The following is a 26952-nucleotide window of genomic DNA, read 5'->3' on the forward strand; positions in this document are numbered from 1 at the left end:
AAAAAGCCGCAACCCTAAGGTTGCGGCTTTGTCGTTTCAGCGCTTCAGATCAATGCGCAAACAGCGAATTGCCCTTCTGCCCCGCCAGTTTCTCCGGCTTGATCAGGAACTTCGCCAGTGCCGGCAGCAGCCACAGCGCACCGAACATGTTCCACAGCAGCATGAAGGTCAGCATCAGGCCCATGTCGGCCTGGAACTTGATCGCCGAGAAGATCCAGGTGCACACGCCGATCGCCAGGCACAGGCCGGTGAACAGCACCGCTTTACCGGTGGATTTCAGCGTCTGGTAATAGGCCTCCTGCAACGGCAACCCGGCACGCAGGAAACTTTCCAGACGGCTGTAGATGTAGATGCCGTAGTCGACACCAATCCCCACACCCAACGCCACCACCGGTAAGGTCGCAACCTTCACGCCGATGCCCATGAACGCCATCAGCGCGTTGCCGAGTACCGAGGTCAGCACCAGCGGCAGGACGATGCACAAGGTCGCCGCCCACGAACGGAAGGTGATCATGCACATCACCGCCACGCAGATGTACACCAGAATCAGGATGGTCAGCTCAGCCTGTTTGATCACTTCGTTGGTGGCCGCTTCGATCCCGGCGTTACCGGCGGCGAGGATGAACTCCAGACCGTCCTTGTTATTCTCCTGGGCAAACTCCTGCACCGCATGTACCGCCCGATCGAGGGTTTCGGCCTTGTGATCGTTGAGGAACACCAGCACCGGCGCCAGCGAGCAACTGTTGTTGTACAGGCCGTCGGCACGGGCAATGGAGTTGTTCAGCACGTCCGGGTTGCGCGACAGGGTTTCCCATTTCAGGTTGCCTTCGTTCATGCCCTTGATCATCTGCTTGGACACGGTCACCAGCGAGATCGCCGACTGCACGCCCTCGGTGTTCTGCATCTTCCACATCAACTGATCGATCGGCGCCATGGCTTCATAACGCGAGCAGCCTTCAGCCTTGGTCTTGACCATCACCACCAGTACGTCAGAGCTGGTGGAGTAATTGCTGATGATGAAGTTGTTGTCTTTGTTGTAGCGCGAGTCCGGACGCAGTTCCGGTGCGCCCTGGTCGAGGTCGCCGATTTTCAGGTTCTGGCTGTACCAGAGGCCGCCGCCGAAGGCGATCAGCGCCAGCAGCACCGAGATGCGTGCGACTTTCGGGTTGGCAAAGTTCGACAGCAGGCGCCAGAACGGATGCTCGCGGTTGGCGTCCTTCTTGCTCCTGGCAATCGCACGTTTACTGATGCCGACATAGGAAATCGCCACCGGCAGCAGAATCAGGTTGGTGAACACGATCACCGCCACGCCGATCGACGCGCCAATGGCCAATTCACGGATCACGCCGATGTCGATGATCAGCAGCGTGATGAAGCCCACCGCATCCGCCAGAATCGCGATCATCCCCGGCAGAAACAGTTGCCGGAAGGTACGCCGCGCTGCGGTCAGTGCGTTGTCGGCCTCGCTGGATTGCAGGGCGATGCCGTTGATCTTCTGCACGCCGTGGGAAATACCGATGGCGAAGATCAGGAACGGCACCAGCATCGAATACGGATCGAGTCCGAAACCGAAGAAGTGCATCAAGCCGAGCTGCCAGACCACCGCCACCAGCGTCGTACTCAATACGGCGATGGTGCTGCGCACGCAGTTGGTGAACCACAGCAGCAGGATCAGGGTGATGACGAAGGCGATGCCGAAGAACAGCACCACCATCACCAGACCGTCGATCAGGTCACCGACCTTCTTGGCGAAACCGACGATGTGGATTTTGACGTTGGGATTCTGCGCTTCGAACTTGTTGCGGATCTTGTCTTCAAGCTCATGGGAGAACTTGCGGTAGTCCAGCGCCAGTAACTTGCCCTGGTCTTCCGGATCCGGGTAGGACTCCAGCAGCGGAATGTCGACGATGCTCGACTTGAAGTCGTTGGCCACCAGACGCCCGACCTGACCGGACTTGAGCACGTTGTTACGCAACAGATCGAGGCTGTCCTGCGAGCCGTTGTAGCTCTGCGGGATCACTTCACCGCCGGCAAAACCCTCTTCGGTCACTTCGGTCCAGCGCACGCTCGGACTCCACAGCGACTTCAGGCCGGAGCGGTCGACGCCGGAGATGTAGAACACCTCGTCGTTGATCTGCCGCAGGGTCTCCATGTACTCCTTGGAGAAGATGTCGCCGTCCTTGGCTTCCACCGAAATACGCACGGTATTGCCGAGATTCGCCAGATCGTTGCGGTGCTCCATCATCTTCTCGATGAACGGATGCTGGAGCGGGATCATTTTTTCGAAACTGGTGGAAGGCCGGATCAGCGTGGCCTGCCAGAACAGGAAAATGCTCACCACTAGACAGATCAGGATTACTGCCGGGCGGTTGTTGAAGATCAGGCGTTCAAGAAACGTCGCCTTGTCCTGCTGAGGAGTGATCAAGGAAGTCATAGCCCCGCCTTCTTGTTATTGATCTCGGCACCGTTCGGCAGTGTGGTGTGAACGCCGCCCTGCCCGCTCAGAATCAGGTTGCCGTCGCCGGCCGCAGTGACCGATGACAGCGAAATGCGGTCCGGACGGTTGAACACGCTGAAGGTCTCGCCATTGTCACTGCTGCTGATCACCGAGCCGCCGTTGCCGACGATGACGATCGAGCCGTCTTCGAGCAGGGTCGCACCTGACAGGCCGAACTCCAGCGCCCCACGTGCAGCTTTCAGTTCGACCTGCTCCCAGGTGCTGCCGAAATCCGTGGAGCGATAAAGATTGCCGCGCAAGCCGTAGGCCAGCAGGGTTTGCGGTTGTGCCGTGCCGATCACGCCAAACAGCGAGCCTTCGTACGGGCCTTCGAGTTTTTCCCAGGTCTGGCCGTCGTCGGCGGAGCGAAACATGCTGCCCGACTCGCCGACGATGAACAGCCCGGCATCCTTCACCGCCGCGATGGCGTTGAGGTGGAACTGGTCTTCGTTGTCGAGGCGGTCGCTGACGTCTTCCCAGTTTTTACCGCCGTCGGTGGTTTCCAGCAGCGCGCCGTACGCGCCCACGGCGAAGCCGCTGTTGACGTCCTTGAACCAGACGTCGAGCAGCGGCGATTCCCGTTTGAGGTCTTCGAATTGTTTGCTCCAGGTCAGACCGCCGTCTGCGCTGGCGAGGATTTGCGCGTCATGCCCGACCGCCCAGCCGTGCTTGTCGTCGACAAAATACACAGCCGTCAGCAGTTGCCGGGTCGGTACTTTGGCTTGCGTCCAGGTTTTGCCCTGGTCATCGGAATAGAGAATGTGCCCGCGATCGCCGACCGCGACCAGTCGCACACCGGCGTGGACGACATCGAGAATCAGGCTTTTCGCGGCTTTGGCGGATTCGGTGGCGTAGACCACGTCGGCTGGCGCCTCGGCGGCAATCACAGGTGCCGACAACGTGGCAAAGCCCAGCAGAGAGAGTGCTGTGGCCAGCAACGCGGTGTTGCGTAACGCCGGCGGGCGGCAACGACTCATAGACCTTCCCCTATTTATTATTGTTAGGCCATCTGACCTTCAAGGGCGCCGCAAGTGTGCTCCGCTGATGGCTGCTCAGGAGCATAGTCCTGAAACCCGCAATCCAGAGCCACTTCGGAAGCTGGCTCATCCTATCGGGCTTTCGAAACGTCTGACAATCGGCGCCACGTTATCTTTTGTTAACCGCATTGCCGACGGATTCCCCTGTAGGAGTGAGCCTGCTCGCGATAGCGGTGTATCAGGTAAGAAATCATTGACTGACACACCGCTATCGCGAGCAGGCTCACTCCTACAGGGGTTGTGGGGGCTTTGGGATTTGAATACATGACCATTCGCCGGGGTGATGCGGCAAAAGTCATCGAGGGGACTTGCACGATCGGTATTATGGTATACCATCAGACGCACAGACACTCTCAATACACCTACGGAGCAGCTCATGAGTTTCGAAATTCGCAAGATCGTCAGCTATGTCGAAGAAACCTTCATCGAAGGCGGCAAGGCCACTGACAAGCCCGTGACCATGGTCGGCCTCGCCGTGGTGATGAAAAATCCTTGGGTGGGCAACGGTTTCGTTGAAGACCTCAAGCCGCAGATCCGCGCCAACTGCTCCGACCTCGGTGCACTGATGGTCGAGCGTCTGGTCGGCATCATCGGCGGTGCCGAGAAGATCGAGGCCTACGGCAAAGCCGCTGTGGTCGGTGCTGATGGCGAGATCGAACACGCCTCCGCGGTGATCCACACCCTGCGCTTCGGCAACCACTACCGCGAAGCCGTCAACGCCAAGAGCTACCTGAGCTTCACCAACAAGCGCGGCGGCCCGGGCACCTCGATTCAGATCCCGATGATGCACAAGGACGACGAAGGTCAGCGTTCGCACTACATCACCCTGGAAATGCAGATCGAAGACGCGCCGCGCGCCGACGAAATCGTTGTGGTGCTGGGTTGCGCCGACGGTGGTCGCCTGCACCCGCGCATCGGCAACCGCTACATCGATCTGGAAGAACTGGCCGCCGAAAAAGCCCAGTAATCACAATAAAAAGGCATTGCAGGAGCGCTCCATGATTCGGCTCACCGCTGAACTCACCCCGGCTGGCACCAGTTACCTGGCGACCGGCCAAGGCCAGCCCGTGGTTTTGATCCACGGCGTGGGCCTCAATAAAGAAATGTGGGGCGGGCAGATTGTCGGCCTGTCCAGCCAATATCGGGTGATCGCCTACGACATGCTCGGTCATGGCGCCAGTCCGCGACCGGCCAGCGGCACCAACCTGCTCGGTTACGCCGATCAGTTGCTGGAGCTGCTCGACCACCTCAATCTGCCACAGGCAGCGGTGATCGGTTTCTCCATGGGCGGTCTGGTCGCGCGGGCCTTTGCCCTGCATTACCCGGAGCGCCTGCAAAGCCTGGTGGTCTTGAACAGCGTGTTCAATCGTAGCGAAGAACAGCGTGCCGGCGTCATCGCGCGCACCGCGCAAGCGGCCGAGCATGGCCCGGACGCCAATGCCGAAGCGGCGCTGTCACGCTGGTTCAGCCGTGAATATCAGGCGGCCAACCCGGCGCAGATCGCGGCGATCCGCCAGACTCTGGCCGGCAATGATCCGCAAGGCTATCTGACGACTTATGAATTGTTCGCCACCCAAGACATGTACCGCGCCGACGACCTGGGCAGCATTCAGGCGCCGACGCTGATCGCCACCGGCGAACTCGACCCCGGTTCGACCCCGGAAATGGCCGAGCAACTGGCCCGACGCATCCCCGGTGCGAAGGTTGCCGTGCTGTCTGAGCAACGGCATATGATGCCCGTAGAGTCGCCGCGTCTGGTCAATCAGACGTTGCTGGAGTTTCTCCAATTCGCACACTCCCGACAAAACCATATAAAGGGGATCGTTGCATGACACTCGCACGCTTCCAGATGTGCATCGGCGGAGAATGGGTCGACGCCCTCTCCGGCAAGACCTTCGAAAGCCTCAACCCGGCCACGGCACAAGCCTGGGCCCAACTGCCTGACGCTGATGAGGCGGACGTCGAACGCGCCGTGCAAGCGGCACAGACTGCTTTCGACAGCCCAGCGTGGCGTGACCTGACCGCCACCGCACGCGGCAAATTGCTGCGTCGTCTCGGTGACTTGATCGCGGAAAACAAGGAACAACTGGCGCAGCTGGAAAGCCGCGACAACGGCAAGCTGATTCGCGAAACCCGTGGCCAGGTCAGCTATCTGCCGGAGTTCTTCCACTACACCGCCGGTTTGGCCGACAAGCTCGAAGGCGGCACGCTGCCGCTGGATAAGCCCGATCTGTTCGCCTACACCGTGCACGAAGCGATGGGCGTGGTAGCCGCGATCATTCCGTGGAACAGCCCGCTTTATCTGACCGCAATCAAACTGGCGCCGGCCCTCGCCGCTGGCAACACGATTGTGATCAAGCCGTCCGAGCACGCCTCGGCGACCATTCTTGAGCTGGCGCGTCTGGCCCTCGAAGCGGGGATTCCGCCGGGTGTGGTCAACGTCGTCACCGGTTACGGGCCGAGCACTGGCGCCGCCCTCACCCGCCATCCGCTGATCCGCAAGATCGCCTTCACCGGCGGCGCGGCGACGGCCCGGCATGTGGTGCGCAGCAGCGCCGAGAACTTCGCCAAGCTGTCGCTGGAACTGGGCGGCAAGTCGCCGAACATCATCTTCGCCGACGCCGATCTGGACAGCGCGATCAACGGTGCGATTGCCGGGATCTATGCCGCGTCCGGGCAGAGCTGTGTATCGGGTTCACGGCTGTTGGTGCAGGACGAAATCTACGACGAATTCGTCAATCGACTGGTCGAACGCGCCCAGCGCATCCGCATCGGCAACCCGCAAGAAGACAACAGTGAGATGGGCCCGATGGCCACCGCGCAGCAACTGGCGGTGGTCGAAGGTCTGGTCGCTGATGCCATAGCTGAAGGCGCCCGTTTGCGTACTGGCGGCAAGCGGCCAACGGATCTCGGCGAAGGCTGGTTCTACGAGCCGACGCTGTTCGAATGCGACCGCAATTCGATGAAGATCATGCAGGAAGAAGTCTTCGGCCCGGTGGCTTCGGTGATTCGCTTCAAAGATGAAGCCGAGGCGCTGGCGATCGCCAACGACTCGCAGTTCGGCCTCGCCGCCGGCATCTGGACCCGCGATCTGGGCCGTGCTCACCGCCTCGCTCGCGATGTGCGCTCGGGGATTATCTGGGTCAACACTTACCGTGCGGTGTCGGCAATGGCGCCGATCGGCGGCTTCAAGAATAGTGGCTATGGACGCGAAAGCGGCATCGATTCGGTGCTGGCCTACACCGAACTGAAAACGGTGTGGATCAACCTGTCTCAGGCGCCAATGCCTGATCCGTTTGTGATGCGCTAGGAGTCCTGCGAAATGATCGAACCCGGCATTTACAAAGACGTCATGAGTTCCTTTCCGTCCGGCGTCACGGTGGTCACCACCGTTGACCCCGAAGGCGGGATCGTCGGCATCACCGCCAGCGCTTTTAGTGCGCTGTCGATTGATCCGGCGCTGGTGCTGTTCTGCCCTAACTATGCTTCCGACACGTATCCGGTGTTGCGTGACAGCAAGAAATTTGCGATCCATTTGCTGTCCGCTGACCAGACAGCTGAGGCCTACGCCTTCGCCGGAAAGGGCAAGGACAAGGCCAAGGACATCGAGTGGCATTTGAGCGAGTTGGGTAACCCGATTCTGGCCAAGGCCACGGCGATCATCGAATGCGAGTTGTGGCGGGAATACGACGGTGGTGATCACGCGATCATTGTTGGCGCGGTGAAGAACCTGATCCTGCCCGCGCAACCGGTGACACCGATGATTTACCACAAAGGCAAGCTCGGGCCCCTGCCAACCCTGGCCTGACGGATTCACACAAAACCCTGTAGGAGTGAGCCTGCTCGCGATAGCGGTGGATCAGTCGACATCCATGTTGAATGTCAGTCCGCTATCGCGAGCAGGCTCACTCCTACAAGGGATCTGTGGTCACAGGAGGAATGATGAATAACGAAAAGTACGAAAAAGGCCTGAAGATCCGCACGCAGGTGCTCGGCGAAGCCTACGTTCAGCGTTCAATCGACAACGCCGACGATTTCACCCGCCCTCTGCAGGAAATGGTCACCGAATACTGCTGGGGCCATGTCTGGGGTCGCGACGGTCTGTCGCTCAAGGAGCGCAGCATGATCAACCTGGCGATGATCTCGGCGCTCAACCGTCCGCATGAACTCAAGCTGCATGTGCGTGGCGCCTTGCGTAACGGCCTGAGTCGTGAGCAAATACGCGAAATTCTGCTTCAGGTCGGCATTTATTGCGGCGTTCCGGCAGCCGTGGACAGTTTCCGGCTGGCCCGTGAAGCCTTTGCCGAAGCCGACGCCGAAGCCTCAGTCAACCCCTCGGCTGTTTAGATGCCCGTCTGGCATGGACAGCCAACTTAAAGAGCGGACCCCATGAAACGCCAGCCACTCGACGACAGCTTCAAGGTCAATCGCAACCCCGTTACCCTGCGCGAAATCGTGCTGGATAAACTGCGTAGCGCGATCATGAATTTCCAGCTCATGCCCGGCGATCGTCTGGTCGAGCGCGATCTGTGTGATCGCCTTGGCGTCAGCCGCACCTCCGTGCGCGAGGCCTTGCGTCACCTGGAATCCGAAGGTCTGGTCGAGTTCGCCGATGCCAAAGGCCCGCGTGTCGCCATCATCACGTTGGCCGACGCCGTCGATATCTACGAATTGCGTTGCGTACTGGAAGGCCTGATCGTCCAGCTGTTCACCCTGCGTGCCAAGGCCAAGGACATCAAAGCCCTGGAAAAAGCCCTCGACGAAAATCGCAAGGCGCTCAAGGACGGCGAACTGCAACAGGTGATCGACTCGGTGCAGGGCTTCTACGATGTGCTGCTGGAAGGCTCGGGCAACCATGTCGCGGCGACTCAGCTGCGTCAGTTGCAGGCGCGCATCAGCTACTTGCGCGCGACCTCGGTGTCGCAGGAAAACCGTCGCGGCGCGAGTAATCAGGAAATGGAAAAAATGGTCGAAGCGATCAAGAGCGGTGATCCGCTGGTGGCGCATCAGGCCTGTGTTGATCACGTTCGCGCTGCCGCTGCGGTAGCGCTCGACTATCTCAAGCGCAAGCAGGAAGAGACCGGCTCTGTCGTTAAAGGCACGCCGGCCATGACCCTGCCGATCGCGCTGAAAGAACCGCGTATAGGTCACTGATATGTTCAGCCCGAGCTATTGCCCGAAATGCGGCGGCCCTGACCTCGGTCAGCAGGTACCAGCGGGCGATACGCACGAGCGCCTGATGTGTCGCGGTTGCGGCTACATCCACTACGTCAATCCGAAGATCATTGCCGGCTGCATCATCGAGCAGGACGGCAAATACCTGTTGTGCCAACGGGCGATCCCACCGCGCCCGGGCACCTGGACGCTGCCCGCCGGTTTCATGGAAAGCGGCGAGACCACCGAGCAAGCGGCCCTCCGAGAAGTCTGGGAAGAAAGCGGCGTGCGTGCGGAAATCGTCTCGCCGTATTCGATTTTCAGCGTGCCGAAGATCAGCGAGGTGTACATCATCTTCCGCGCGATCGCGCTGGAGATCACCGGGCAGTACGGGCCCGAGACCATGGATTACAAGTTCTTCGCGCCGGAAGACATCCCGTGGGAGCAGATCTATTACCCGGCGATCCGGCAGATTCTCGAACGCTATATCGAAGAGCGCCAGGCTGGGGTGTACGGGATTTACATGGGCAATGACGACAGCGGCAAGATCCACTTCATCCGCTGACAACGCAGCCCGCTCTTTGTAGGAGTGAGCCTGCTCGCGATAGCGGTGTGTCAGTCGGTGAAAATTTTGACTGATAAACCGCTATCGCGGGCAGGCTCACTCCTACAGGGGTTTTGTGGTGTGGCTTAAACTGGGGCGATGCCTTCAACGATGATGATCTCCGCCCTCGCCCATTCTTCCCGATAACTTTTCGCCTCCTGGTACGCCGCCGAGTGGTAGCAAGCCACAGCCTTCTCATAGCTCTCGAACTCGATCACCACGCTGCGCTGCGGCGTCTCGCGCCCTTCCATCGCCTCGCTGCGCCCGCCTCTGGCCAGAAACTTCGCGCCAAACTCAGCGAAGGCTGCCGGCGCGCGCTGGGTGTATTGGCTGTAGTGATCGGCATCGGCTATATCCACATGAGCAATCCAGTACGCCTTCATAGTGACCTCTCTGTTGATTTTGTATTATGGTATACCAATATATTTCCAACGAACCCTGAGAGTCCAGCATGGCCTTCAACAGCATTGAAGAAATCATCGAAGATTATCGTCTCGGCAAAATGGTTTTGCTGGTCGATGACGAAGACCGCGAAAACGAAGGCGACCTGTTGCTGGCCGCCGACCGTTGCACGCCCGAGGCCATCAGCTTCATGGCCCGAGAAGCGCGAGGGCTGATCTGCCTGACATTGACTGACGAACATTGCCAGCGTTTGGGCCTGGAGCAAATGGTCCCGGCCAATGGCAGCGTGTTCAGCACCGCGTTTACCGTGTCGATAGAAGCGGCGGTTGGCGTGACAACCGGCATTTCGGCGGCGGATCGCGCCTGCACGGTCGCCGCCGCCGTCGCACCGAATGCCCGTGCCGAAGACCTGGTGCAGCCGGGGCACATCTTCCCGCTGCGCGCCAAGGAAGGTGGCGTGCTGACTCGCGCGGGTCACACAGAAGCGGGTTGCGATCTGGCGCGTTTGGCCGGTTTCACCCCCGCCTCCGTGATCGTCGAGGTGATGAACGACGACGGCACCATGGCCCGGCGCCCGGATCTGGAATTATTTGCGCGCAAGCACGGGATCAAGATCGGCACCATCGCTGACCTGATCCACTATCGCCTGAGCACCGAGCACACCATCGAACGGATTGGCGAACGCGAGCTGCCGACGGTGCATGGCACGTTCCGTTTGATCACCTTTGAGGATCGCATCGAGGGCGGCGTGCACATGGCGATGGTCATGGGTGATCTGCGCCGTGAAGAGCCGACACTGGTGCGTGTGCATGTAATCGATCCGCTGCGTGATCTAGTCGGCGCGCAATACAGCGGGCCGACCAACTGGACGCTATGGGCGGCGCTGCAACGGGTTGCGGCTGAGGGGCATGGGGTTGTTGTGGTGCTGGTCCAATCACGAGTCTTCGCAGGCGTTGCTGGAGCGGGTGCCGCAATTGACTCAGCCGCCGAGGCAGTTCAGCCGTTCGCAATCGCGGATTTATTCCGAGGTGGGGACTGGGGCGCAGATTTTGCAGAATCTGGGGGTTGGCAAACTGCGTCACCTAGGCCCACCGCTGAAGTATGCGGGGTTGACGGGGTATGACCTGGAAGTGGTCGAGAGTATTCCGTTTACCGAGTGAAGCTGCCCTCACCCCAGCCCTCTCCCGGAGGGAGAGGGAGCTGACCGGGTTGTTTGAACGCTATACACCGACCTGAGATACCGAGCCGAACTCAGGTTTTGAACAGCCTCCGATCGGCCCCCTCTCCCGAAGGGAGAGGGCTGGGGTGAGGGGCTGGATCTAACATTCACAAAAAACATCCAAGCCGAACGCATCAAATAACCGCCCGGCCAGATAACCGGTAAGGCAAAGTGCTTGCACAAAGTTTGGAATACCATAATATGATATTCCATAGACCGGACGCTCCAATGAACGTCCAGCTACTGCTCCCGACAGGCGGGCAACAACGCAAGCCCGCTCAAAAACACAACAATGAGGGCGTGAACATGGTGTTGAACAAAGCTGCAACCGCGATCTTTTTTGCGGGACTGCTCAGCGTCACCGGCCAGGCTGCAATGGCTGCCGAAAGCGTGAACTTCGTCAGCTGGGGCGGAAGCACCCAGGATGCGCAGAAACAGGCCTGGGCCGATCCGTTCAGCAAGGCCAGCGGCATCACCGTCGTGCAGGATGGCCCGACCGACTACGGCAAACTCAAAGCCATGGTCGAAAGCGGCAACGTGCAATGGGACGTGGTCGATGTCGAAGCCGATTTCGCTCTGCGCGCCGCGGCTGAAGGCCTGCTCGAACCCCTCGATTTCAAAGTGATCCAGCGCGACAAGATCGACCCGCGATTCGTCAGCGATCATGGCGTCGGCTCGTTCTTTTTCTCCTTCGTCCTCGGCTACAACGAGGGCAAACTCGGCGCCAACAAGCCGCAGGACTGGAGCGCCCTGTTCGACACCAAAACCTGGCCCGGCAAACGCGCCCTGTACAAATGGCCAAGCCCTGGCGTGCTCGAACTGGCGCTGCTGGCCGACGGCGTAGCGGCTGACAAGCTCTACCCGCTGGATCTGGATCGCGCCTTCAAGAAACTCGACACCATCAAGAAAGACATCGTCTGGTGGGGCGGCGGCGCGCAGTCGCAGCAACTGCTGGCGTCCGGTGAAGCGAGCATGGGCCAGTTCTGGAACGGTCGCATTCACGCCCTGCAAGAAGACGGCGCACCGGTCGGTGTGAGCTGGAAACAGAACCTGGTCATGGCCGACATTCTGGTCATCCCAAAAGGCTCGAAAAACAAGGACGCGGCGATGAAGTTTCTCGCCGCCGCCAGCAGCGCCAAGGGCCAGGCCGACTTCTCCAACCTGACCGCCTACGCCCCGGTCAACCTCGACAGTGTGGAGCGTCTGGATTCGACGCTGGCCCCCAACCTGCCGACTGCCTACGCTAAGGATCAGATCACTCTTGATTTCGCGTACTGGGCCAAAAACGGCCAGGCCATCGCGACACGGTGGAACGAATGGCTGGTCAAATGAAAATGGCGGCCACCGCGTCCCGTCCCTCCACTGCCACCGGGAGCGCCGCAAGCGCTGCCGGTTCGGCCCACGGAACACAGGCGGTTGCGATGCAGCAAGCCCCGTCACTCAGACAACGCTGGCGCGGCGCCGGCAACCTCGCCCCGGCGCTGTTGTTCATCGGCCTGTTCTTTCTCGCGCCGTTGATTGGCCTGCTGTTGCGCGGCGTGCTCGAACCGACGCCAGGCCTCGGCAACTATGAACAACTGTTCGCCAACTCGGCCTATGCCCGCGTCCTGCTCAACACCTTTTCGGTGGCCGGGCTGGTGACGCTGTTCAGCCTGTTGCTGGGCTTTCCGCTGGCCTGGGCGATCACTCTGGTGCCGCGCGGCTGGGGACGCTGGATTCTCAACATCGTGCTGCTGTCGATGTGGACCAGCCTGCTCGCCCGCACGTATTCGTGGCTGGTGCTGCTGCAAGCGTCGGGCGTGATCAACAAGGCTCTGATGGCGATGGGCATCATCGATCAACCGCTGGAAATGGTCCATAACCTCACCGGCGTAGTGATCGGCATGAGCTACATCATGATCCCGTTCATCGTGCTGCCGTTGCAGGCGACCATGCAGGCCATCGATCCGATGATCCTGCAGGCCGGATCGATCTGCGGCGCCAGCCCATGGACCAACTTCTTCCGGGTGTTCCTGCCGCTGTGCCGGCCGGGTCTGGCCTCCGGTGGGCTGATGGTGTTCGTCATGTCGCTCGGTTACTACGTCACCCCGGCGCTGCTTGGTGGGGCGCAGAACATGATGCTGCCGGAGTTCATCATTCAGCAGGTGCAATCGTTCCTCAACTGGGGCCTGGCCAGTGCCGGCGCCGCGTTGCTGATCGCGATCACTTTGGTGCTGTTCTACTTCTACCTGAAGCTTCAGCCGGAATCCCCGGTTGGCGCCAGTAACGCGAGGTAAGCCGACATGCTCCTGACCCCCAATGCGATGAGCCGGCGCATGCGTTTCGGCCTCTACGCCACCACCGGGCTGATCGGTCTGTTCCTGCTGTTGCCGATCGTCTTCATCGTGCTTTTGTCGTTCGGTTCGTCGCAGTGGCTGGTGTTTCCACCGCCGGGCTGGACGCTGAAATGGTACGGCCAGTTCTTCTCCAACCCGGACTGGATGAACGCTGCAGCGGCGAGCCTCAAGGTTGCTGTGCTGACGACGATCTTTGCCGTGGCCCTTGGTTTGCCGACGGCGTTTGCGCTGGTGCGCGGACGCTTTCCCGGTCGGGAAATGCTCTACGGTCTGTTCACCCTGCCGATGATCGTGCCGCTGGTGATCATCGCCGTGGCGGTGTACGCGCTGTTCCTCAAGCTCGGTTACACCGGGACGATGTTCGCCTTCGTCGTCAGCCATGTGATCGTCGCGTTGCCGTTCACCATCATCTCGATCATCAACTCGCTGAAGCTGTTCGACCAGTCGATTGAAGACGCCGCGGTGATCTGCGGTGCTTCACGCCTGCAAGCGGTATTCAAAGTGACCTTTCCGGCGATTCGTCCGGGCATGGTCGCCGGCGCCCTCTTCGCCTTCCTCGTTTCGTGGGACGAAGTGGTGCTCAGCGTGATGATGGCCAGCCCGACCCTGCAAACCCTTCCCGTGAAAATGTGGACCACCCTGCGCCAAGACCTGACGCCAGTGATCGCCGTCGCCTCGACGCTGCTGATCGGCTTGTCTGTTTTGGTCATGGTCATCGCCGCCGCATTGCGCCGGCGCAACGAAATCAGCGCCTGAGCGCCCAGGAGTACGACATGAGTGCCGTGATCAAAGACGCTTCCCAGCAGAACGACAAACCCCTGGTCAGCCTGCGCAACCTGAACAAGCACTACGGTGATTTTGCCGCCGTCGACAACATCTCGCTGGACATCAAGGACGGCGAGTTCCTGACCTTCCTCGGCTCCAGCGGCTCGGGCAAAAGCACCACGCTGTCGATGCTCGCCGGGTTCGAAACACCGAGCAGCGGCGAGATCCTCGTCAACGGTCAATCGCTGGTCAATGTGCCGCCGCACAAGCGCGATATCGGCATGGTGTTCCAGCGTTATTCGCTGTTCCCGCATCTGTCGGTGCGCGACAACATCGCCTTCCCGTTGGCGATTCGCAAACTCGCGGCGGCTGAGCGCGACAAGCGTGTCGATGCAATGTTGAAACTGGTGCAGCTTGAGCAGTTCGCTCATCGCCGCCCTTCGCAATTGTCTGGTGGTCAGCAGCAACGTGTCGCCATCGCCCGGGCGCTGGTTTATGAGCCACGCATTCTGTTGATGGACGAACCGCTCGGCGCGTTGGATAAAAAGCTGCGGGAAGATCTGCAGGATGAATTGCGCCAATTGCATCGTCGTCTGGGCATCACCATTGTTTACGTAACCCACGACCAGGAAGAAGCCATGCGTTTGTCGCAGCGCATTGCGATTTTCAGTCACGGCAAGATTGTTGGATTGGGCAGCGGTTATGACCTTTATCAGAATCCGCCGAATGCGTTTGTGGCGTCGTTTCTGGGCAATTCGAACTTCCTCAAGCTCAAGGCGCAGGGCAATGCGGCGGCTTCGTTTGAAGGCCAGTCATTGTCGATTCGACTGACCGCTGGGCTGCACACCGATCAAGATGTTTTGTTGATGGTGCGGCCGGAAAAGGCACTGGCTTTGAGCGTGGCGCAAGCAATCAGCGAACCGCTGCCGTCGGGCTGGAATGAGGTTTCAGCGAAGGTCGTGGAGGTGTTGTTTCTGGGTGAGAGCCAGACCTGCAGCGTAGTCACCTCGGGCGGCACGTCGATGACGGTGAAAGCACTGTCGGCGGCGGGCATGCCGCTCGAGGCTGGCGACCCAGTGCAAGTGCGCTGGGCCACTGCCGACGCCTGCGTCTACACCGAATGGACCGAAAGCGACCTGAACAAGGCTGCCGGCGCTCACTGATAGCGTGTTGCCTGTGAGATTTACCCCCTCACCCCAGCCCTCTCCCCCAGGGGGCGAGGGAGAAAGGGAGCCGATCTCCATGTTGTTCAAAACCTGAGTTCGACGCTGCATTCTCAGGTCGGTGTAACTTGTCCAATCAACCCGGTCAGTCCCCTCTCCCTCTGGGAGAGGGCTAGGGTAAGGGAACCAGTCGACGCGGTATCAGACAATAGCGCGGTAGCCTTCAATCTCATCCGGCCACGCGGTCAAGATCTCAAACCCCGTCTCCGTCACCGCCACCATATGCTCCCACTGCGCCGACAACGAGCCGTCCTTGGTCAGCACCGTCCAGCCATCCGGCATGTTCTTCACATGACGCTTGCCGGCATTGAGCATCGGCTCTACGGTAAAAATCATCCCCGCCTTAAGCTTCATGCCCTGATCGGGAAAGCCGTAATGCAGAATCTGCGGCTCATCGTGATAGACCTTGCCGATCCCGTGCCCGCAATACTCGCGCACCACGCTGAAGCCTTCCTTCTCCGCCAACGTCTGGATCGCGTGGCCGATATCGCCCAAGGTGGCGCCTGGCTTGACCACGCGAATCCCCGCGCACATGGCGTCATAGGTAGTCTTGATCAGATGCTGCGCCTCAGGTGTCGCCTCGCCGACCACGTACATGCGGCTGGTGTCGCCGAACCAGCCATCCTTGATCACCGCGATATCGAGATTGACGATGTCGCCATCCTTCAACGGTGTGCCCGACGGAATGCCATGGCAGACCACGTCATTGACCGACGCGCAGACGGTTTTCGGAAAGCCGTGATAGCCAACGTTGGCCGGCACGGCTTTCTGCACCTTGACGATGTAGTCATTGCACAGTTGATCGAGCTGATCGGTGGTCACGCCCGCCTTCACATGGGGCACCAGCATTGCCAGTACTTCGGCGGCGAGTTTGCCGGCAGCGCGCGATTGAGCGATGTCGGCCGGGGTGTTGATCTTGATCTGGTTTCTCATGCGCTGACGGCTTCCTGAGTCAGTTGTTGCAAATCCAGCCCACCGTTCTGTTCGGCGCGGATCAGCAAGCGGCAAATGGCGCTGTGGTCGAGGTTGGGGTGCAGTTCGGCGAGCATGCCGATGCGCATCCAGTGTTCAGCCTGCGCGTTGATCGAGCGGCTGAGGGCGTTGCTGGAGATCCGCAGGTTCTCGTGCATGTCCTCTGAAATCTTTACGATACCCATATATGAATCCGATACGATGTGTATATGGATCGTATATTAGCCAACCTCTATTAAAAATTGCAAATACGACCCTTGGAGGAGCTGCCGAAGGCTGCGATCTTTTGATCTTGCTCTCCAAAAACAAAGTCAAAAAATCGCAGCCTTCGGCAGCTCCTACAGGGATTTCGCTGAATTTTGGGCAAAAAAAAGCTGCCAAAAATGGCAGCAAAAACTTTAAGAACACGCGATGTATTGGCCTCAGCATAAACGCCGGATAATGACAGTGTCATGACAGCCACACATTCACTGAACCGCCCCTGCCCCGTCATCAGGATGTCATCAAGATCACGGCAGAATCCTCGCAAACCGTCTCGCGCCTCCCGACGGAAGCTCTGCAAGGATTCCCATGAAAGACGACGCCTCGCTGTTTGCCGCCATCGACCTGGGTTCGAATGCCTTTCGCCTGATGATCGGCCAGTCGGTGCGCAGTCGAAAGGGCTTGCAGATTCAGGAGGTGAAAACCCTGCGTGAGCCGGTGCGCCTCGCCGAAGGATTTGACGGTGGCGCGCTGGACGCGTTGGCACTGGATCGCGGCTGGCAGGCGTTGGCGCGGTTCGGCAAGAAGCTGCGCGGCTTCGAGGCCGGCCGAGTCCGTGCGGTGGCGACCAGCGCGGTGCGTGAGGCGGACAACTCGCAACTGTTTCTGGCCAGTGCCGAGCGGCATCTGGGGTTTCCCATCGACGTCATCTGCGGCCATGAAGAGGCGCGGCTGGTCTACGCCGGCGTGACCCATGCCTTGCCAAGCGCTGAAGACCTGCGCCTGGTGGTCGACATCGGCGGTGGCTCCACAGAGCTGATCCTCGGTCAGGGTGCGCAACCGTTGCTCACCGAAAGCATCGCCATCGGCAGCGGCACCTTGAGCACGCGCTTTTTTCGCGGCGGCGATGTGTCCGCCGGCGCGCTGCAGGAAGCCGAACGCTTCGCCATCCTGCAGTTTGAAAAAGTTGCCCGGCGTTACCGTGCTCAGGGTTGGCAGCAAACCATCGGCTCTTCCGGCACTGCGCGCATGCTCGCCAAAGTGCTCAAGGCCAACCACCTGAATGACTTCGGCCAGGACGGCATCACCTACGGCGGGCTACTACGCCTGTCGCTGCTGCTGTTGAAAGTGAACAACGTCCAGCAACTGAAACTGACCGGTCTGCAAGCGCACCGCCAGAGCATTCTGCCCGGTGGTCTGGTGCTGATGCTGGCGGCGTTCAAAGTGTTCGGCATCGCGCAGATGGTGCCCTCCGAACCGGGTCTGCGTTTGGGCGTATTGCACGGTTTGATGAGCCAGCACTAATCCGCGCCACGACAGATTCGTCTCCCCTTCAGCGGCTCGATCGACTAACATGCCGCCGCTGGTTCCCGAACGGGACTAACAGGGAATCCGAGGTGCTTGCACAGCATTGATCGGAACTGCCCCCGCAACTGTAGGTGCCGAGCCTGCTCCACGACTGCCACTGGGTGAACCCCGGGAAGGCCGGAGCCAGGCGATGACGCATCAGTCAGGAGACCTGCCGGCACAGTGACTACTAACCGGCGGGGTGTCCGGGAAGGACATCGTGCCGTGCGCGTCTTTGTTTGCTGCCCGGCCTTGCGCGGTTGCCCTGACTGCGTTCGAAGATGTGTTTCCGATCCGTACTCTCCCGCTCCCCGTACGGTTCCCTCGGAGACTGCCCCATGCTGCTGCCCCGCATCGCCACCCTCATTACCGGCCTGAGCCTTTACGCCATGGCGCAGGCGGCCCCGACGGCCTATCCACTGACGATCGACAACTGCGGCAGCACCCTGACCTTCCAGCACGCACCGATGCGCACCGTGACCATCGGCCAGGCCGGCACGGAAATGCTCTACGCCATGGGCCTGAGCGATAAAGTCGTCGGCACCTCACTGTGGTTCAACAATGTGCTGGCCAAGTACAAAGCGCAGGACGACAAGATCCAGCGCCTGGCCGACAACGAGCCGAGTTTCGAATCGGTGATCGGCAAGCGCCCGGAACTGGTTGCCGTTGAACTGGAGTGGATGGTCGGCCCACAAGGTGCGGTGGGCACCCGCGAGCAGTTTCATGAACTTAAGATTCCGACCTACCTGCTGCCCTCCGATTGTGAGGCCAAGGACAACCTCGTCGGCGCCGATGGCACGCGACTGGCGCCGTTTCGCATCGAGACGATTTACAAAAGCGTGAGCCAACTGGCGCAGATCTTCGATGTTCAGGAGCATGGCCAGCAACTTAACGACGAGCTCAAGGCCAGCCTCGCCAAATCGATTGCCACCGCCCAAGGCAAACAGCTGAAGGACGCCAGCGCGCTGGTCTGGTTTTCCAGTGCACAAATGGACATCGAGCCGTTCGTGGCCGGGCACAAAGGCGTTCCCGATTTCATGCTCAGCACCCTCGGCGTGCGTAACGTGGTGGCGTCCGATGAAGAGTGGCCAACGGTCGGCTGGGAAACCATCGCCAAAGCCAATCCGACCTTCCTCGTCATCGCGCGCATGGACCGTCGGCGCTTCCCCGCTGACGACTATGAAAAGAAACTCGCCTTCCTGCGCAGCGACCCGGTGACACGCAACATGGACGCGGTGAAACACAACCGCATCATCATTCTCGACGCCATGGCCATGCAGGCGAGCCTGCGCATGTTCGACGGCATCGAGCAACTGGCCACGGCCATCAACGGCTATGACCTGTCGCAATGAGTGCCAGCCTGATCCGCACGTTACTGGCCCTGGCGACGCTGTTGATTGCAGTGGTTGCTGGCGTGGCCATTGGTGAGACGTCGATTGAACCTAGCGTGGTGATGCAAGTACTGGCGAACAAATTGTGCGGCGCCGGGTACGCGCTGGATCCTATCGATGAAGGCATCGTCTGGAACTACCGCCTGACCCGCGCACTGGTCGCGGCCGCGTGCGGTGCCGGTCTGGCGACGTGCGGGGTGATTTTGCAGTCGCTGTTGCGCAACCCGTTGGCCGATCCGTATCTGCTGGGGATTTCTGCCGGCGCCTCGACCGGAGCGGTGATGGTGGCGCTGCTCGGTGTTGGCGCAGGGATGATCTCGCTGTCAGTCGGTGCCTTCGCCGGCGCGGTCACGGCGTTCGTGTTGGTGATTCTGCTGGCGCGGGTCAGCGGTTCGGCCAGCGGCACCGGGCAGATCATTCTTGCCGGGATCGCCGGCTCGCAGCTGTTCAACGCGCTCACGGCGTTTCTGATCACCCGCTCGGCCAGTTCCGAGCAGGCACGCGGGATCATGTTCTGGCTGCTGGGCAATCTTGGCGGCGTGCGCTGGCCGTCGGTATGGCTGGCGGTGCCGGTGGCCGTGTTCGGTTTGGTCGTGTGCCTGTGGCATCGTCGCGCGCTGGATGCGTTTACCTTTGGTGCGGATTCGGCGGCATCCCTCGGCATTCCGGTGCGACGTGTGCAGATTTTGTTGATTGGCTGCGCGGCGCTGGTGACGGCGGTGATGGTGTCGATTGTCGGTTCGATCGGTTTTGTCGGGTTGGTGATTCCCCACGCCGCACGGCTGTTGCTCGGCACCGGGCATGCACGTTTGCTGCCGGCCAGTGCGTTGGGCGGCGCGGTGTTTCTGATTGCTGCCGATGTGTTGTCGCGCACCTTGATCAAGGGCCAGGTGATTCCGGTCGGGGTGATTACCGCGCTGGTCGGCGCGCCGGTGTTTGCCCTGATTCTGGTGGGTCGGAGATCGGCGCGATGAGCAGTGTTTTGAGTTGTTCTGGTCTGAGCTTCAAAGTGCGCGGCGCCGAGTTGCTCAACGGTGTCAGCCTTGAGGTTCAGCGTGGCGAAACCCTGGGCATCGTCGGGCCGAATGGATCCGGCAAATCCACCCTGCTTAAACTGCTGGCCGGGCTGCGCGAACCGAGCGCTGGCGAGGTCCTGCTCGAAGGTCAGCGCTTGGGCAAAATGGCCCGGCGCAGCATTGCGCAAAAGCTTGCGGTGGTCGAACAACAGGCCGACACCGACGACGGCATTCGCGTGTTCGATGCGGTGGCGTTGGGGCGCACGCCTTGGCTGTCGGCGCTGCAACCATGGTCGGCGGCGGACGACGCGATTGTTCAGCAGGCGCTGCACGACGTTGACGCCATGCACCTGCGCACGCGTCTCTGGCGCAGTCTGTCCGGCGGCGAGCGGCAGCGGGTGCACATTGCTCGGGCATTGGCGCAGCGACCGCAAATTCTATTGTTGGATGAGCCAGCCAACCACCTCGACATTCAGCATCAACTGACCATCCTCAATGTGGTGCAAGCGTTGCCGGTGACCACGCTGATCGCATTGCATGACCTTAATCAGGCGTTGAAATGTGATCGTCTGGCGGTGCTGGAGCGCGGGCGACTGGTGGCGCTGGGCGAACCGTTGGAGGTGCTGACACCACAGCGGTTACACGAGACTTTCGGGGTCAGGGCGCATTATCTGACGGACCCGTTTGATGGGGCGCAGATTCTCAGATTTCACTCATGACGTTGTGCATGTGGGTTGTTTGCCAGACCGGGTCAGCGTCGACATCGATTATCTCGAAGCCCTGCCGCTGCCAGAACTCGATGGCCCCCGGCAGAAACGGATGGGTGTGCAGGTAGATCACCTCGACTCCGTCGGCGAGTGCCAGGTCTTTGAGTGATCGATATATCGCACCGGCCAGCCCTGAGCGGCGCTGCGATGGCAGGACAAACAGACGGACGATTTCCACCACTTCAAGGTCCGGATAGGGCAAGTGCGGGAAGCGCCGGTCGTAAGGGAGATAGCCGATGGACGCGACGATGTGCCCTTCATGGCGAGCAATCAGAAAGCGCCCTGCCCCACGCAGATAAACCTCGGCAAAACGCGCCAGATCGTCAGGCATACCGGTCGCGCTGAGCTTGGGAAAAAGCTCGGCACGGGCCTTTAGAACAAAATCCAGAACTTCAGGAATGTCTGCGTCGGACACAGTCTGGATAACGGGTTGATCACTCATTTAGCGGCAAATACCTGAACTGCGGCTGACTACAGTAGCAACAGCTTTTCGGCGATGCCATGAGAATTCCCGTTTCTGAAAATACATACACAACCCCTGTAGGAGTGAGCCTGCTCGCGATAGCGGTGTGTCAGTCACCGATGAGTTGACTGACACACCGCTATCGCGAGCAGGCTCACTCCTACAAGGGGTTGTGTTTATTCAGGTGGTTAAGGTGTCAGGTCAACTCTTTACGCAATTGCCGGGCGGCAGTAACCATGTGCACCAGCGCCGCTTCCGTCTCCGGCCAGCCACGGGTTTTCAAACCGCAATCCGGGTTGACCCATAGGCGCTCAGCCGGAATCCGCTTGGCAGCCTTGCGCAGCAGATTAGCCATTTCCGAAGCATCCGGGATGCGTGGCGAGTGGATGTCGTAGACGCCCGGGCCGATGTCGTTCGGGTAAGCGAAGGCTTCGAACGCCTCCAGCAATTCCATGTCCGAGCGCGAAGTCTCGATGGTGATCACGTCGGCATCCATCGCCGCGATAGATTCGATCACATCGTTGAACTCGCTGTAGCACATGTGCGTGTGGATCTGCGTTTCGTCTCGCACACCCGAGGCGCACAGGCGGAACACTTCAGTCGCCCAATCCAGATACTGCTGCCACTGCGCCTGACGCAACGGCAGCCCCTCACGGAAGGCCGCTTCGTCGATCTGCACGATCTTGATGCCAGCGGCTTCCAGATCGACCACTTCATCGCGGATCGCCAAGGCCAGTTGTCGGGCCTGCACTTCGCGGCTCACGTCTTCACGCGGGAACGACCACATCAGCATGGTCACCGGGCCGGTCAGCATGCCTTTCATGACTTTGTCGGTCAGGCCTTGGGCGTAGCGGATCCACTCGACAGTCATGGCTTTCGGGCGGCTGAGGTCACCGAAGATCACCGCCGGTTTAACGCAACGCGAACCGTAACTTTGTACCCAGCCAAAACGGGTAAACACATAACCGTCGAGCTGCTCGGCGAAGTATTCGACCATGTCATTGCGCTCGGCTTCACCGTGCACCAGCACATCGAGGCCCAGACGCTCCTGGATTTCCACTGCGTGACGGATCTCGCTGTGCATGGCTTCGGTGTATTCGGCTTTGGTCAGCTTGCCCTGTTTGAACGACTGACGAGCGAGGCGGATCGACGCGGTTTGCGGGAACGAACCGATCGTCGTGGTCGGGAACAGCGGCAGGTCCAGGCCAGCGCGCTGTTTGGCAATGCGCTGGGCGAACAGCGACTGACGCTGACTGTCCTTGGCCGTGATAGCGGTAACCCGAGCCTGAACGGCAGGCTTGTGAATACGTGGCGACGCCGCGCGGGCGGCCTGCACCGAACGGCTTTCGGTCAGGGCACGCAGCACATTCGGCGCTTCCGGTTGGTTGACGGCTTGGGCCAGCACCGCCACTTCTTCGCACTTCTGTACGGCAAAGGCCAGCCAGCTTTTCAACTCGGCATCGAGCTTGTCTTCACGGCCCAGATCCACCGGGCTGTGCAGCAACGAACAGGACGGCGCGACCCACAGACGATCGCCCAGACGCTCGTGCGCATGCTGCAAAGTCGCCAAGGCATTTTCCAGATCGCAGCGCCAGACGTTACGGCCATTGACCACGCCCAAGGACAACACTTTATAGGCCGGCAGACGATCAAGAATGGTCGGGTATTGCTCTGGTGCGCGCACCAGATCGATGTGCAAACCGTCGACCGGCAGGTTGGCGGCCAGGCCGAGGTTTTCTTCCAGGCCCCCGAAGTAAGTCGCCAGCAGCTTCTTCAGCGGATCCCGCTGAATCTGGTTGTAGGCCCGCTCGAAAGCGTTCTTCCATTCCTGCGGCAGGTCGGGCACCAGAATCGGCTCGTCGATCTGCACCCACTCGACGCCTTGGGCGGCAAGACGCGCGAAGATCTGCCCGTACAGTGGCAGCAGACGATCAAGCAGTTCGAGCTTGTCGAATTCGGCGCCTTTGGCCTTGCCCAGCCACAGATACGTCAGCGGGCCGATGATCACCGGTTTGACGTTATGGCCCAGTGCACGGGCTTCTTCGACTTCTTCGAACAACTGCTCCCAGCCCAACTGGAACTGTTGATCCGCACTGAATTCCGGGACCAGATAGTGATAGTTGGTGTCGAACCACTTGGTCATTTCCTGGGCGTGTGCACCGCCACAGCAGCTGTCGCTGACACCACGGGCCATGGCGAACAAGGTCTGCAGATTGGCTTTGCCGTCATGCGGACGGAAGCGCTCGGGGATGACGCCGAACATCAGCGAGTGCGTCAGCACCTGGTCATACCAGGCGAAATCGCCAACCGGCAGCAACTCGATGCCGGCGTTTTTCTGCAAGTCCCAATGGGCCTTGCGCAACTCGCGACCGACGTCACGCAGGCCTGCCTCGTTCAGTTCTCCTTTCCAGAACGCCTCTTGCGCTTTTTTCAGTTCGCGGTCGCGACCGATGCGCGGAAATCCAAGGGAATGGGCCAGTGCCATAACAAACAACTCCAATGTTCTGTTGATGGCGGCCATTGTCGGCATCGGTCGCTAGTGAGACAAACTCAATTTAATCTTGATCAACACGAGTTTCCCTCATGATCAAATCATCCCAGCCTGTCAGTTGAAGACATTGCAGAGTTGAGCGCGCGGGCGACGGCTGGACGGTTTTTGCGGCAGTAAATTTCTTGGTAATTCAAGCTGTTCGTCGCCATGAAGACGCCCTTTGAAAACTCGATGACGCCTCCGTATAAACGCCCCCGAAAGCACCCCGGCAGGTCTTTGATTTCGATCTATCGTTAGATCGAAATGGCTGTATTTGCGACCGACTAAAGGTTGCGACAGCTGATGTCTGAGCCTATGTTGCACGCGAGTCTTTTCCCCGCGATTGGAACGCGATCAACACCACAAAGAGGTGAAGAAATGTCTAAGGAATCACGCCCTGCCGTACTTGGGCTGATCGGCAATACTCCACTGGTGCAAGTCACCCGCTTCGACACCGGGCCTTGCACGCTGTTTCTCAAACTTGAATCGCAGAACCCCGGTGGTTCGATCAAGGACCGCATCGGTCTGGCGATGATCGACGCCGCCGAACGTGATGGTCGCCTGCAACCCGGCGGCACCATCGTCGAAGCCACCGCCGGCAACACCGGCCTGGGCCTGGCACTGGTTGGCCGCGCCAAAGGCTATCGCGTGGTACTGGTGGTGCCGGACAAAATGTCCACCGAGAAAGTCCTGCACTTGAAGGCCATGGGCGCCGAGGTACACATCACCCGCTCCGACGTCGGCAAGGGCCATCCCGAGTATTACCAGGACGTCGCCGCCCGTTTGGCGAAAGACATCCCCGGCGCGTTTTTCGCCGATCAGTTCAACAACCCGGCCAACCCGCTGGCCCACGAATGCAGCACCGCGCCGGAAATCTGGGCGCAGACCGAACATGATCTGGACGCCATCGTCGTCGGTGTTGGTTCGGCCGGCACGCTGACGGGCCTGAGCCGTTTCTTCAAGCGTGTGCAGCCGGTTCTGGAAATGGTCCTGGCCGATCCGGTCGGTTCGGTGATGGCGCAATACAGCCGCGACGGCTCGCTGCCGACGCCCGGTTCATGGGCGGTGGAAGGCATTGGCGAAGACTTCATTCCATCGATCACCGACCTCTCCAGCGTGCGCCACGCCTACTCCATCAGCGATGAAGAAAGCTTCGATCACGCCCGCCAGTTGCTCAAGGCCGAAGGCATTCTCGGCGGCTCCTCGACTGGCACCCTGCTCGCAGCGGCGCTGCGTTATTGCCGCGAACAGACCGAGCCAAAACGTGTGGTCAGCTTCGTTTGCGACACCGGCACGCGCTATCTGTCGAAGGTTTACAACGACCAGTGGATGACCGATCAAGGCCTGTTGCAGCGCAAAGGCTATGGCGACCTGCGCGACCTTATCGCCCGCCGCTTTGAGGATGGCCGCGTGATCAGTGTCGGCCCTGACGACACCCTGCTCACCGCGTTCCAGCGCATGCGTCTGGCGGATGTTTCGCAGTTGCCGGTGCTGGTGGAAGGCAAGCAACTGGTCGGTGTGATCGATGAATCGGACATCCTCCTGCCGGTGCACGAAGACGCCGCCCGCTTCAGCCAATCGGTGTCCAGCGTGATGACCGACAAGCTGCAAACCCTCGCACCCGGCGCCAGCCTTGCCGAGCTGGAAGCGGTGCTCAGCCGTGGCCTCGTCGCCATCATTGCCGATGCATCGGGCTTCCATGGCCTGATCACCCGCACCGACATGCTCAACCAATTACGGAGATCCCTCGCATGAGTCAGCACGACGACAAATCCCAAGGCTTCGCGACCCGGGTGATCCACGCCGGGCAGACGCCGGACCCGACCACCGGCGCGCTGATGCCGCCGATCTACGCCAACTCCACGTACCTGCAAGACAGCCCCGGCGTGCACAAGGGTTTCGATTACGGCCGCTCGCACAACCCGACGCGTTTTGCCCTGGAGCGTTGCGTGGCGGACCTTGAAGGCGGCACCCAGGCGTTTGCGTTCGCCTCCGGGCTGGCGACGATTTCCACGGTGCTCGAACTGATCGATGCCGGTTCGCACGTGATCTCCGGCAATGACTTGTACGGCGGCACGTTCCGCCTGTTCGACAAGGTTCGTCAGCGCAGTGCCGGACACCGTTTCAGCTACGTCGATTTGACTGACCTGGCGGCGTTCGAAGCGGCGCTGCAGGACGACACACGTCTGGTGATTGTCGAGTCACCGACCAACCCACTGCTGAGCCTGTCGGATCTGGCCGCGATCGCGCGCATCTGCCGCGCTCGCGGGATCATCAGCGTGGCCGACAACACCTTTGCCAGCCCGTATATCCAGCGGCCGCTGGAGCTGGGTTTCGACATCGTGCTGCACTCGACCACCAAGTACCTGAACGGTCACTCCGACGTCATCGGCGGCATCGCCGTGGTCGGGCAGAACGAAGCACTGGCCGAGAAACTGGGCTTCTTGCAGAACGCAGTCGGTGCGATTGCCGGGCCGTTCGATGCGTTTCTGACTCTGCGCGGGGTGAAAACCCTGGCGCTGCGCATGGAGCGTCATTGCAGCAACGCGCTGGATCTGGCGCAGTGGCTGGAACAGCAACCGCAGGTCAAACGCGTCTACTATCCGGGGCTGGCCTCGCATCCGCAGCATGAATTGGCCAAGCGCCAGATGCGCGGTTTTGGCGGGATGATTTCCGTGGATCTGAACAGTGATCTGGCGGGCGCGCGGCGCTTCCTTGAGAACGTGAAGATCTTCGCCCTGGCGGAAAGTCTCGGTGGCGTGGAAAGCCTGATCGAGCACCCGGCGATCATGACCCACGCGACTATTCCGGCTGATACCCGCGCCAAACTGGGGATCGGCGATGGTCTGGTGCGGCTGTCGGTTGGCGTTGAAGACGTCGAAGACCTGCGCGCCGATCTGGCGCAGGCGCTGCAATCGATCTGACCTTGCAGGAACGACAAAGCCCGCACGAAGCGGGCTTTGATGTTCGAGCAGGCGGCCAGTGCTGGTCTCTGGCTTACAAGGTTTATCGGGCTTCCCACAGTACC

24 protein-coding genes, 1 pseudogene and 1 riboswitch are annotated in these 26952 nt (G+C 60.3%); of the genes and pseudogenes, 18 read left to right on the forward strand and 7 right to left on the reverse strand.

Annotated elements, in window-relative coordinates; translation table 11 throughout:
* Positions 1-49 precede the first annotated feature (49 nt).
* Both ACOYXE_RS10415 and ACOYXE_RS10420 read right to left on the reverse strand, forming a co-directional pair.
* Positions 50-2434 carry an efflux RND transporter permease subunit gene (locus tag ACOYXE_RS10415; RefSeq protein ID WP_160057433.1) on the reverse strand — a complete coding sequence of 795 codons (2385 nt, stop codon included), beginning with the start codon at positions 2432-2434 and terminating at the stop codon, positions 50-52.
* On the reverse strand, positions 2431-3474 hold the full coding sequence (locus tag ACOYXE_RS10420; protein ID WP_460929063.1) for a WD40/YVTN/BNR-like repeat-containing protein: 1044 nt from the start codon (positions 3472-3474) through the stop codon (positions 2431-2433). Before ACOYXE_RS10420 ends, ACOYXE_RS10415 begins: the two co-directional genes overlap by 4 nt.
* Positions 3475-3910: 436 nt before the next feature.
* On the opposite strand from ACOYXE_RS10420, the gene ACOYXE_RS10425 reads away from it, so the two are divergent.
* From ACOYXE_RS10425 to ACOYXE_RS10455, 7 genes are all read left to right on the forward strand, one after another.
* A complete protein-coding gene (locus tag ACOYXE_RS10425) occupies positions 3911-4501 on the forward strand; it encodes an amino acid synthesis family protein (RefSeq protein ID WP_007917992.1) in 591 nt (196 codons plus the stop codon).
* 31 nt (positions 4502-4532) lie between these two features.
* Entirely contained in the window at positions 4533-5366 is an 834-nt protein-coding gene (locus ACOYXE_RS10430; protein WP_460929065.1) for an alpha/beta fold hydrolase, read from the forward strand.
* Positions 5363-6844, forward strand: a complete 1482-nt coding sequence (locus ACOYXE_RS10435; RefSeq protein ID WP_460929067.1) for an aldehyde dehydrogenase — start codon at positions 5363-5365, stop codon at positions 6842-6844. Before ACOYXE_RS10430 ends, ACOYXE_RS10435 begins: the two co-directional genes overlap by 4 nt.
* A 12-nt stretch (positions 6845-6856) precedes the next feature.
* Entirely contained in the window at positions 6857-7342 is a 486-nt protein-coding gene (locus ACOYXE_RS10440) for a flavin reductase family protein (protein WP_016984497.1), read from the forward strand.
* Positions 7343-7476: 134 nt separating this feature from the next.
* Entirely contained in the window at positions 7477-7881 is a 405-nt protein-coding gene (locus ACOYXE_RS10445; RefSeq protein ID WP_405124045.1) for a carboxymuconolactone decarboxylase family protein, read from the forward strand.
* 42 nt (positions 7882-7923) lie between these two features.
* A complete protein-coding gene (locus tag ACOYXE_RS10450) occupies positions 7924-8688 on the forward strand; it encodes a GntR family transcriptional regulator (protein ID WP_053121182.1) in 765 nt (254 codons plus the stop codon).
* A 1-nt stretch (position 8689) separates the two neighbouring features.
* On the forward strand, positions 8690-9253 hold the full coding sequence (locus ACOYXE_RS10455; protein ID WP_160057428.1) for an NUDIX hydrolase: 564 nt from the start codon (positions 8690-8692) through the stop codon (positions 9251-9253).
* Positions 9254-9378: 125 nt separating this feature from the next.
* Here the strand turns inward: ACOYXE_RS10455 and ACOYXE_RS10460 are convergent, their stop codons facing one another.
* Complete coding sequence (locus tag ACOYXE_RS10460; RefSeq protein WP_160057427.1) at positions 9379-9675, reverse strand: DUF1330 domain-containing protein; 297 nt, start codon at positions 9673-9675, stop codon at positions 9379-9381.
* A gap of 68 nt (positions 9676-9743) precedes the next feature.
* Here ACOYXE_RS10460 and ribBA point away from each other — a divergent pair.
* From ribBA to ACOYXE_RS10485, 5 genes and pseudogenes are all read left to right on the forward strand, one after another.
* Positions 9744-10854, forward strand: a pseudogene (gene ribBA / locus ACOYXE_RS10465) (bifunctional 3,4-dihydroxy-2-butanone-4-phosphate synthase/GTP cyclohydrolase II).
* Positions 10855-11219: 365 nt separating this feature from the next.
* Entirely contained in the window at positions 11220-12245 is a 1026-nt protein-coding gene (locus ACOYXE_RS10470; RefSeq protein ID WP_064392978.1) for an ABC transporter substrate-binding protein, read from the forward strand.
* Positions 12242-13189 (forward strand): ABC transporter permease, encoded by a 948-nt coding sequence (locus ACOYXE_RS10475; RefSeq protein WP_174244503.1) that lies wholly within the window; start codon positions 12242-12244, stop codon positions 13187-13189. The genes ACOYXE_RS10470 and ACOYXE_RS10475 overlap by 4 nt, the downstream gene beginning before the upstream one ends.
* A 6-nt stretch (positions 13190-13195) precedes the next feature.
* A complete protein-coding gene (locus ACOYXE_RS10480; RefSeq protein ID WP_122594265.1) occupies positions 13196-14005 on the forward strand; it encodes an ABC transporter permease in 810 nt (269 codons plus the stop codon).
* A gap of 17 nt (positions 14006-14022) precedes the next feature.
* A complete protein-coding gene (locus ACOYXE_RS10485) occupies positions 14023-15177 on the forward strand; it encodes an ABC transporter ATP-binding protein (protein ID WP_460929072.1) in 1155 nt (384 codons plus the stop codon).
* Between the two features lie 201 nt (positions 15178-15378).
* Here the strand turns inward: ACOYXE_RS10485 and map are convergent, their stop codons facing one another.
* The gene (map, locus tag ACOYXE_RS10490) at positions 15379-16170 is read right to left on the reverse strand and encodes a type I methionyl aminopeptidase (RefSeq protein WP_460929074.1); all 792 of its coding nucleotides are present in this window, start codon (positions 16168-16170) and stop codon (positions 15379-15381) included.
* Entirely contained in the window at positions 16167-16394 is a 228-nt protein-coding gene (locus tag ACOYXE_RS10495) for a ParD-like family protein (RefSeq protein WP_007918027.1), read from the reverse strand. Before ACOYXE_RS10495 ends, map begins: the two co-directional genes overlap by 4 nt.
* Before the next feature lie 385 nt (positions 16395-16779).
* Between ACOYXE_RS10495 and ACOYXE_RS10500 the strand changes: the two genes are divergently transcribed.
* The 4 genes from ACOYXE_RS10500 (at position 16780) to ACOYXE_RS10515 (ending at position 20883) form a co-directional block, all read left to right on the forward strand.
* Positions 16780-17715, forward strand: a complete 936-nt coding sequence (locus ACOYXE_RS10500) for a Ppx/GppA phosphatase family protein (RefSeq protein WP_460929076.1) — start codon at positions 16780-16782, stop codon at positions 17713-17715.
* 42 nt (positions 17716-17757) lie between these two features.
* Positions 17758-17951, forward strand: a riboswitch (cobalamin riboswitch).
* Between the two features lie 144 nt (positions 17952-18095).
* Positions 18096-19109 (forward strand): ABC transporter substrate-binding protein, encoded by a 1014-nt coding sequence (locus ACOYXE_RS10505; RefSeq protein WP_460929078.1) that lies wholly within the window; start codon positions 18096-18098, stop codon positions 19107-19109.
* Between the two features lie 8 nt (positions 19110-19117).
* On the forward strand, positions 19118-20122 hold the full coding sequence (locus tag ACOYXE_RS10510; protein WP_174244502.1) for a FecCD family ABC transporter permease: 1005 nt from the start codon (positions 19118-19120) through the stop codon (positions 20120-20122).
* Positions 20119-20883, forward strand: coding sequence for an ABC transporter ATP-binding protein (locus ACOYXE_RS10515; RefSeq protein WP_460929079.1), 765 nt, complete (start codon positions 20119-20121; stop codon positions 20881-20883). Before ACOYXE_RS10510 ends, ACOYXE_RS10515 begins: the two co-directional genes overlap by 4 nt.
* Here ACOYXE_RS10515 and ACOYXE_RS10520 read toward each other — a convergent pair.
* The gene (locus ACOYXE_RS10520) at positions 20867-21373 is read right to left on the reverse strand and encodes a GNAT family N-acetyltransferase (RefSeq protein ID WP_160057419.1); all 507 of its coding nucleotides are present in this window, start codon (positions 21371-21373) and stop codon (positions 20867-20869) included. The genes ACOYXE_RS10515 and ACOYXE_RS10520 overlap by 17 nt on opposite strands.
* A 217-nt stretch (positions 21374-21590) precedes the next feature.
* A complete protein-coding gene (gene metE, locus ACOYXE_RS10525; protein ID WP_460929082.1) occupies positions 21591-23879 on the reverse strand; it encodes a 5-methyltetrahydropteroyltriglutamate--homocysteine S-methyltransferase in 2289 nt (762 codons plus the stop codon).
* Between the two features lie 423 nt (positions 23880-24302).
* Between metE and ACOYXE_RS10530 the strand changes: the two genes are divergently transcribed.
* Positions 24303-25679 (forward strand): pyridoxal-phosphate dependent enzyme, encoded by a 1377-nt coding sequence (locus ACOYXE_RS10530; protein ID WP_460929084.1) that lies wholly within the window; start codon positions 24303-24305, stop codon positions 25677-25679.
* Entirely contained in the window at positions 25676-26848 is a 1173-nt protein-coding gene (locus ACOYXE_RS10535) for a cystathionine gamma-synthase (RefSeq protein ID WP_160057416.1), read from the forward strand. Before ACOYXE_RS10530 ends, ACOYXE_RS10535 begins: the two co-directional genes overlap by 4 nt.
* Positions 26849-26952 lie beyond the last annotated feature (104 nt).

It is taken from the genome of Pseudomonas sp. MC6 (genome assembly GCF_054790575.1).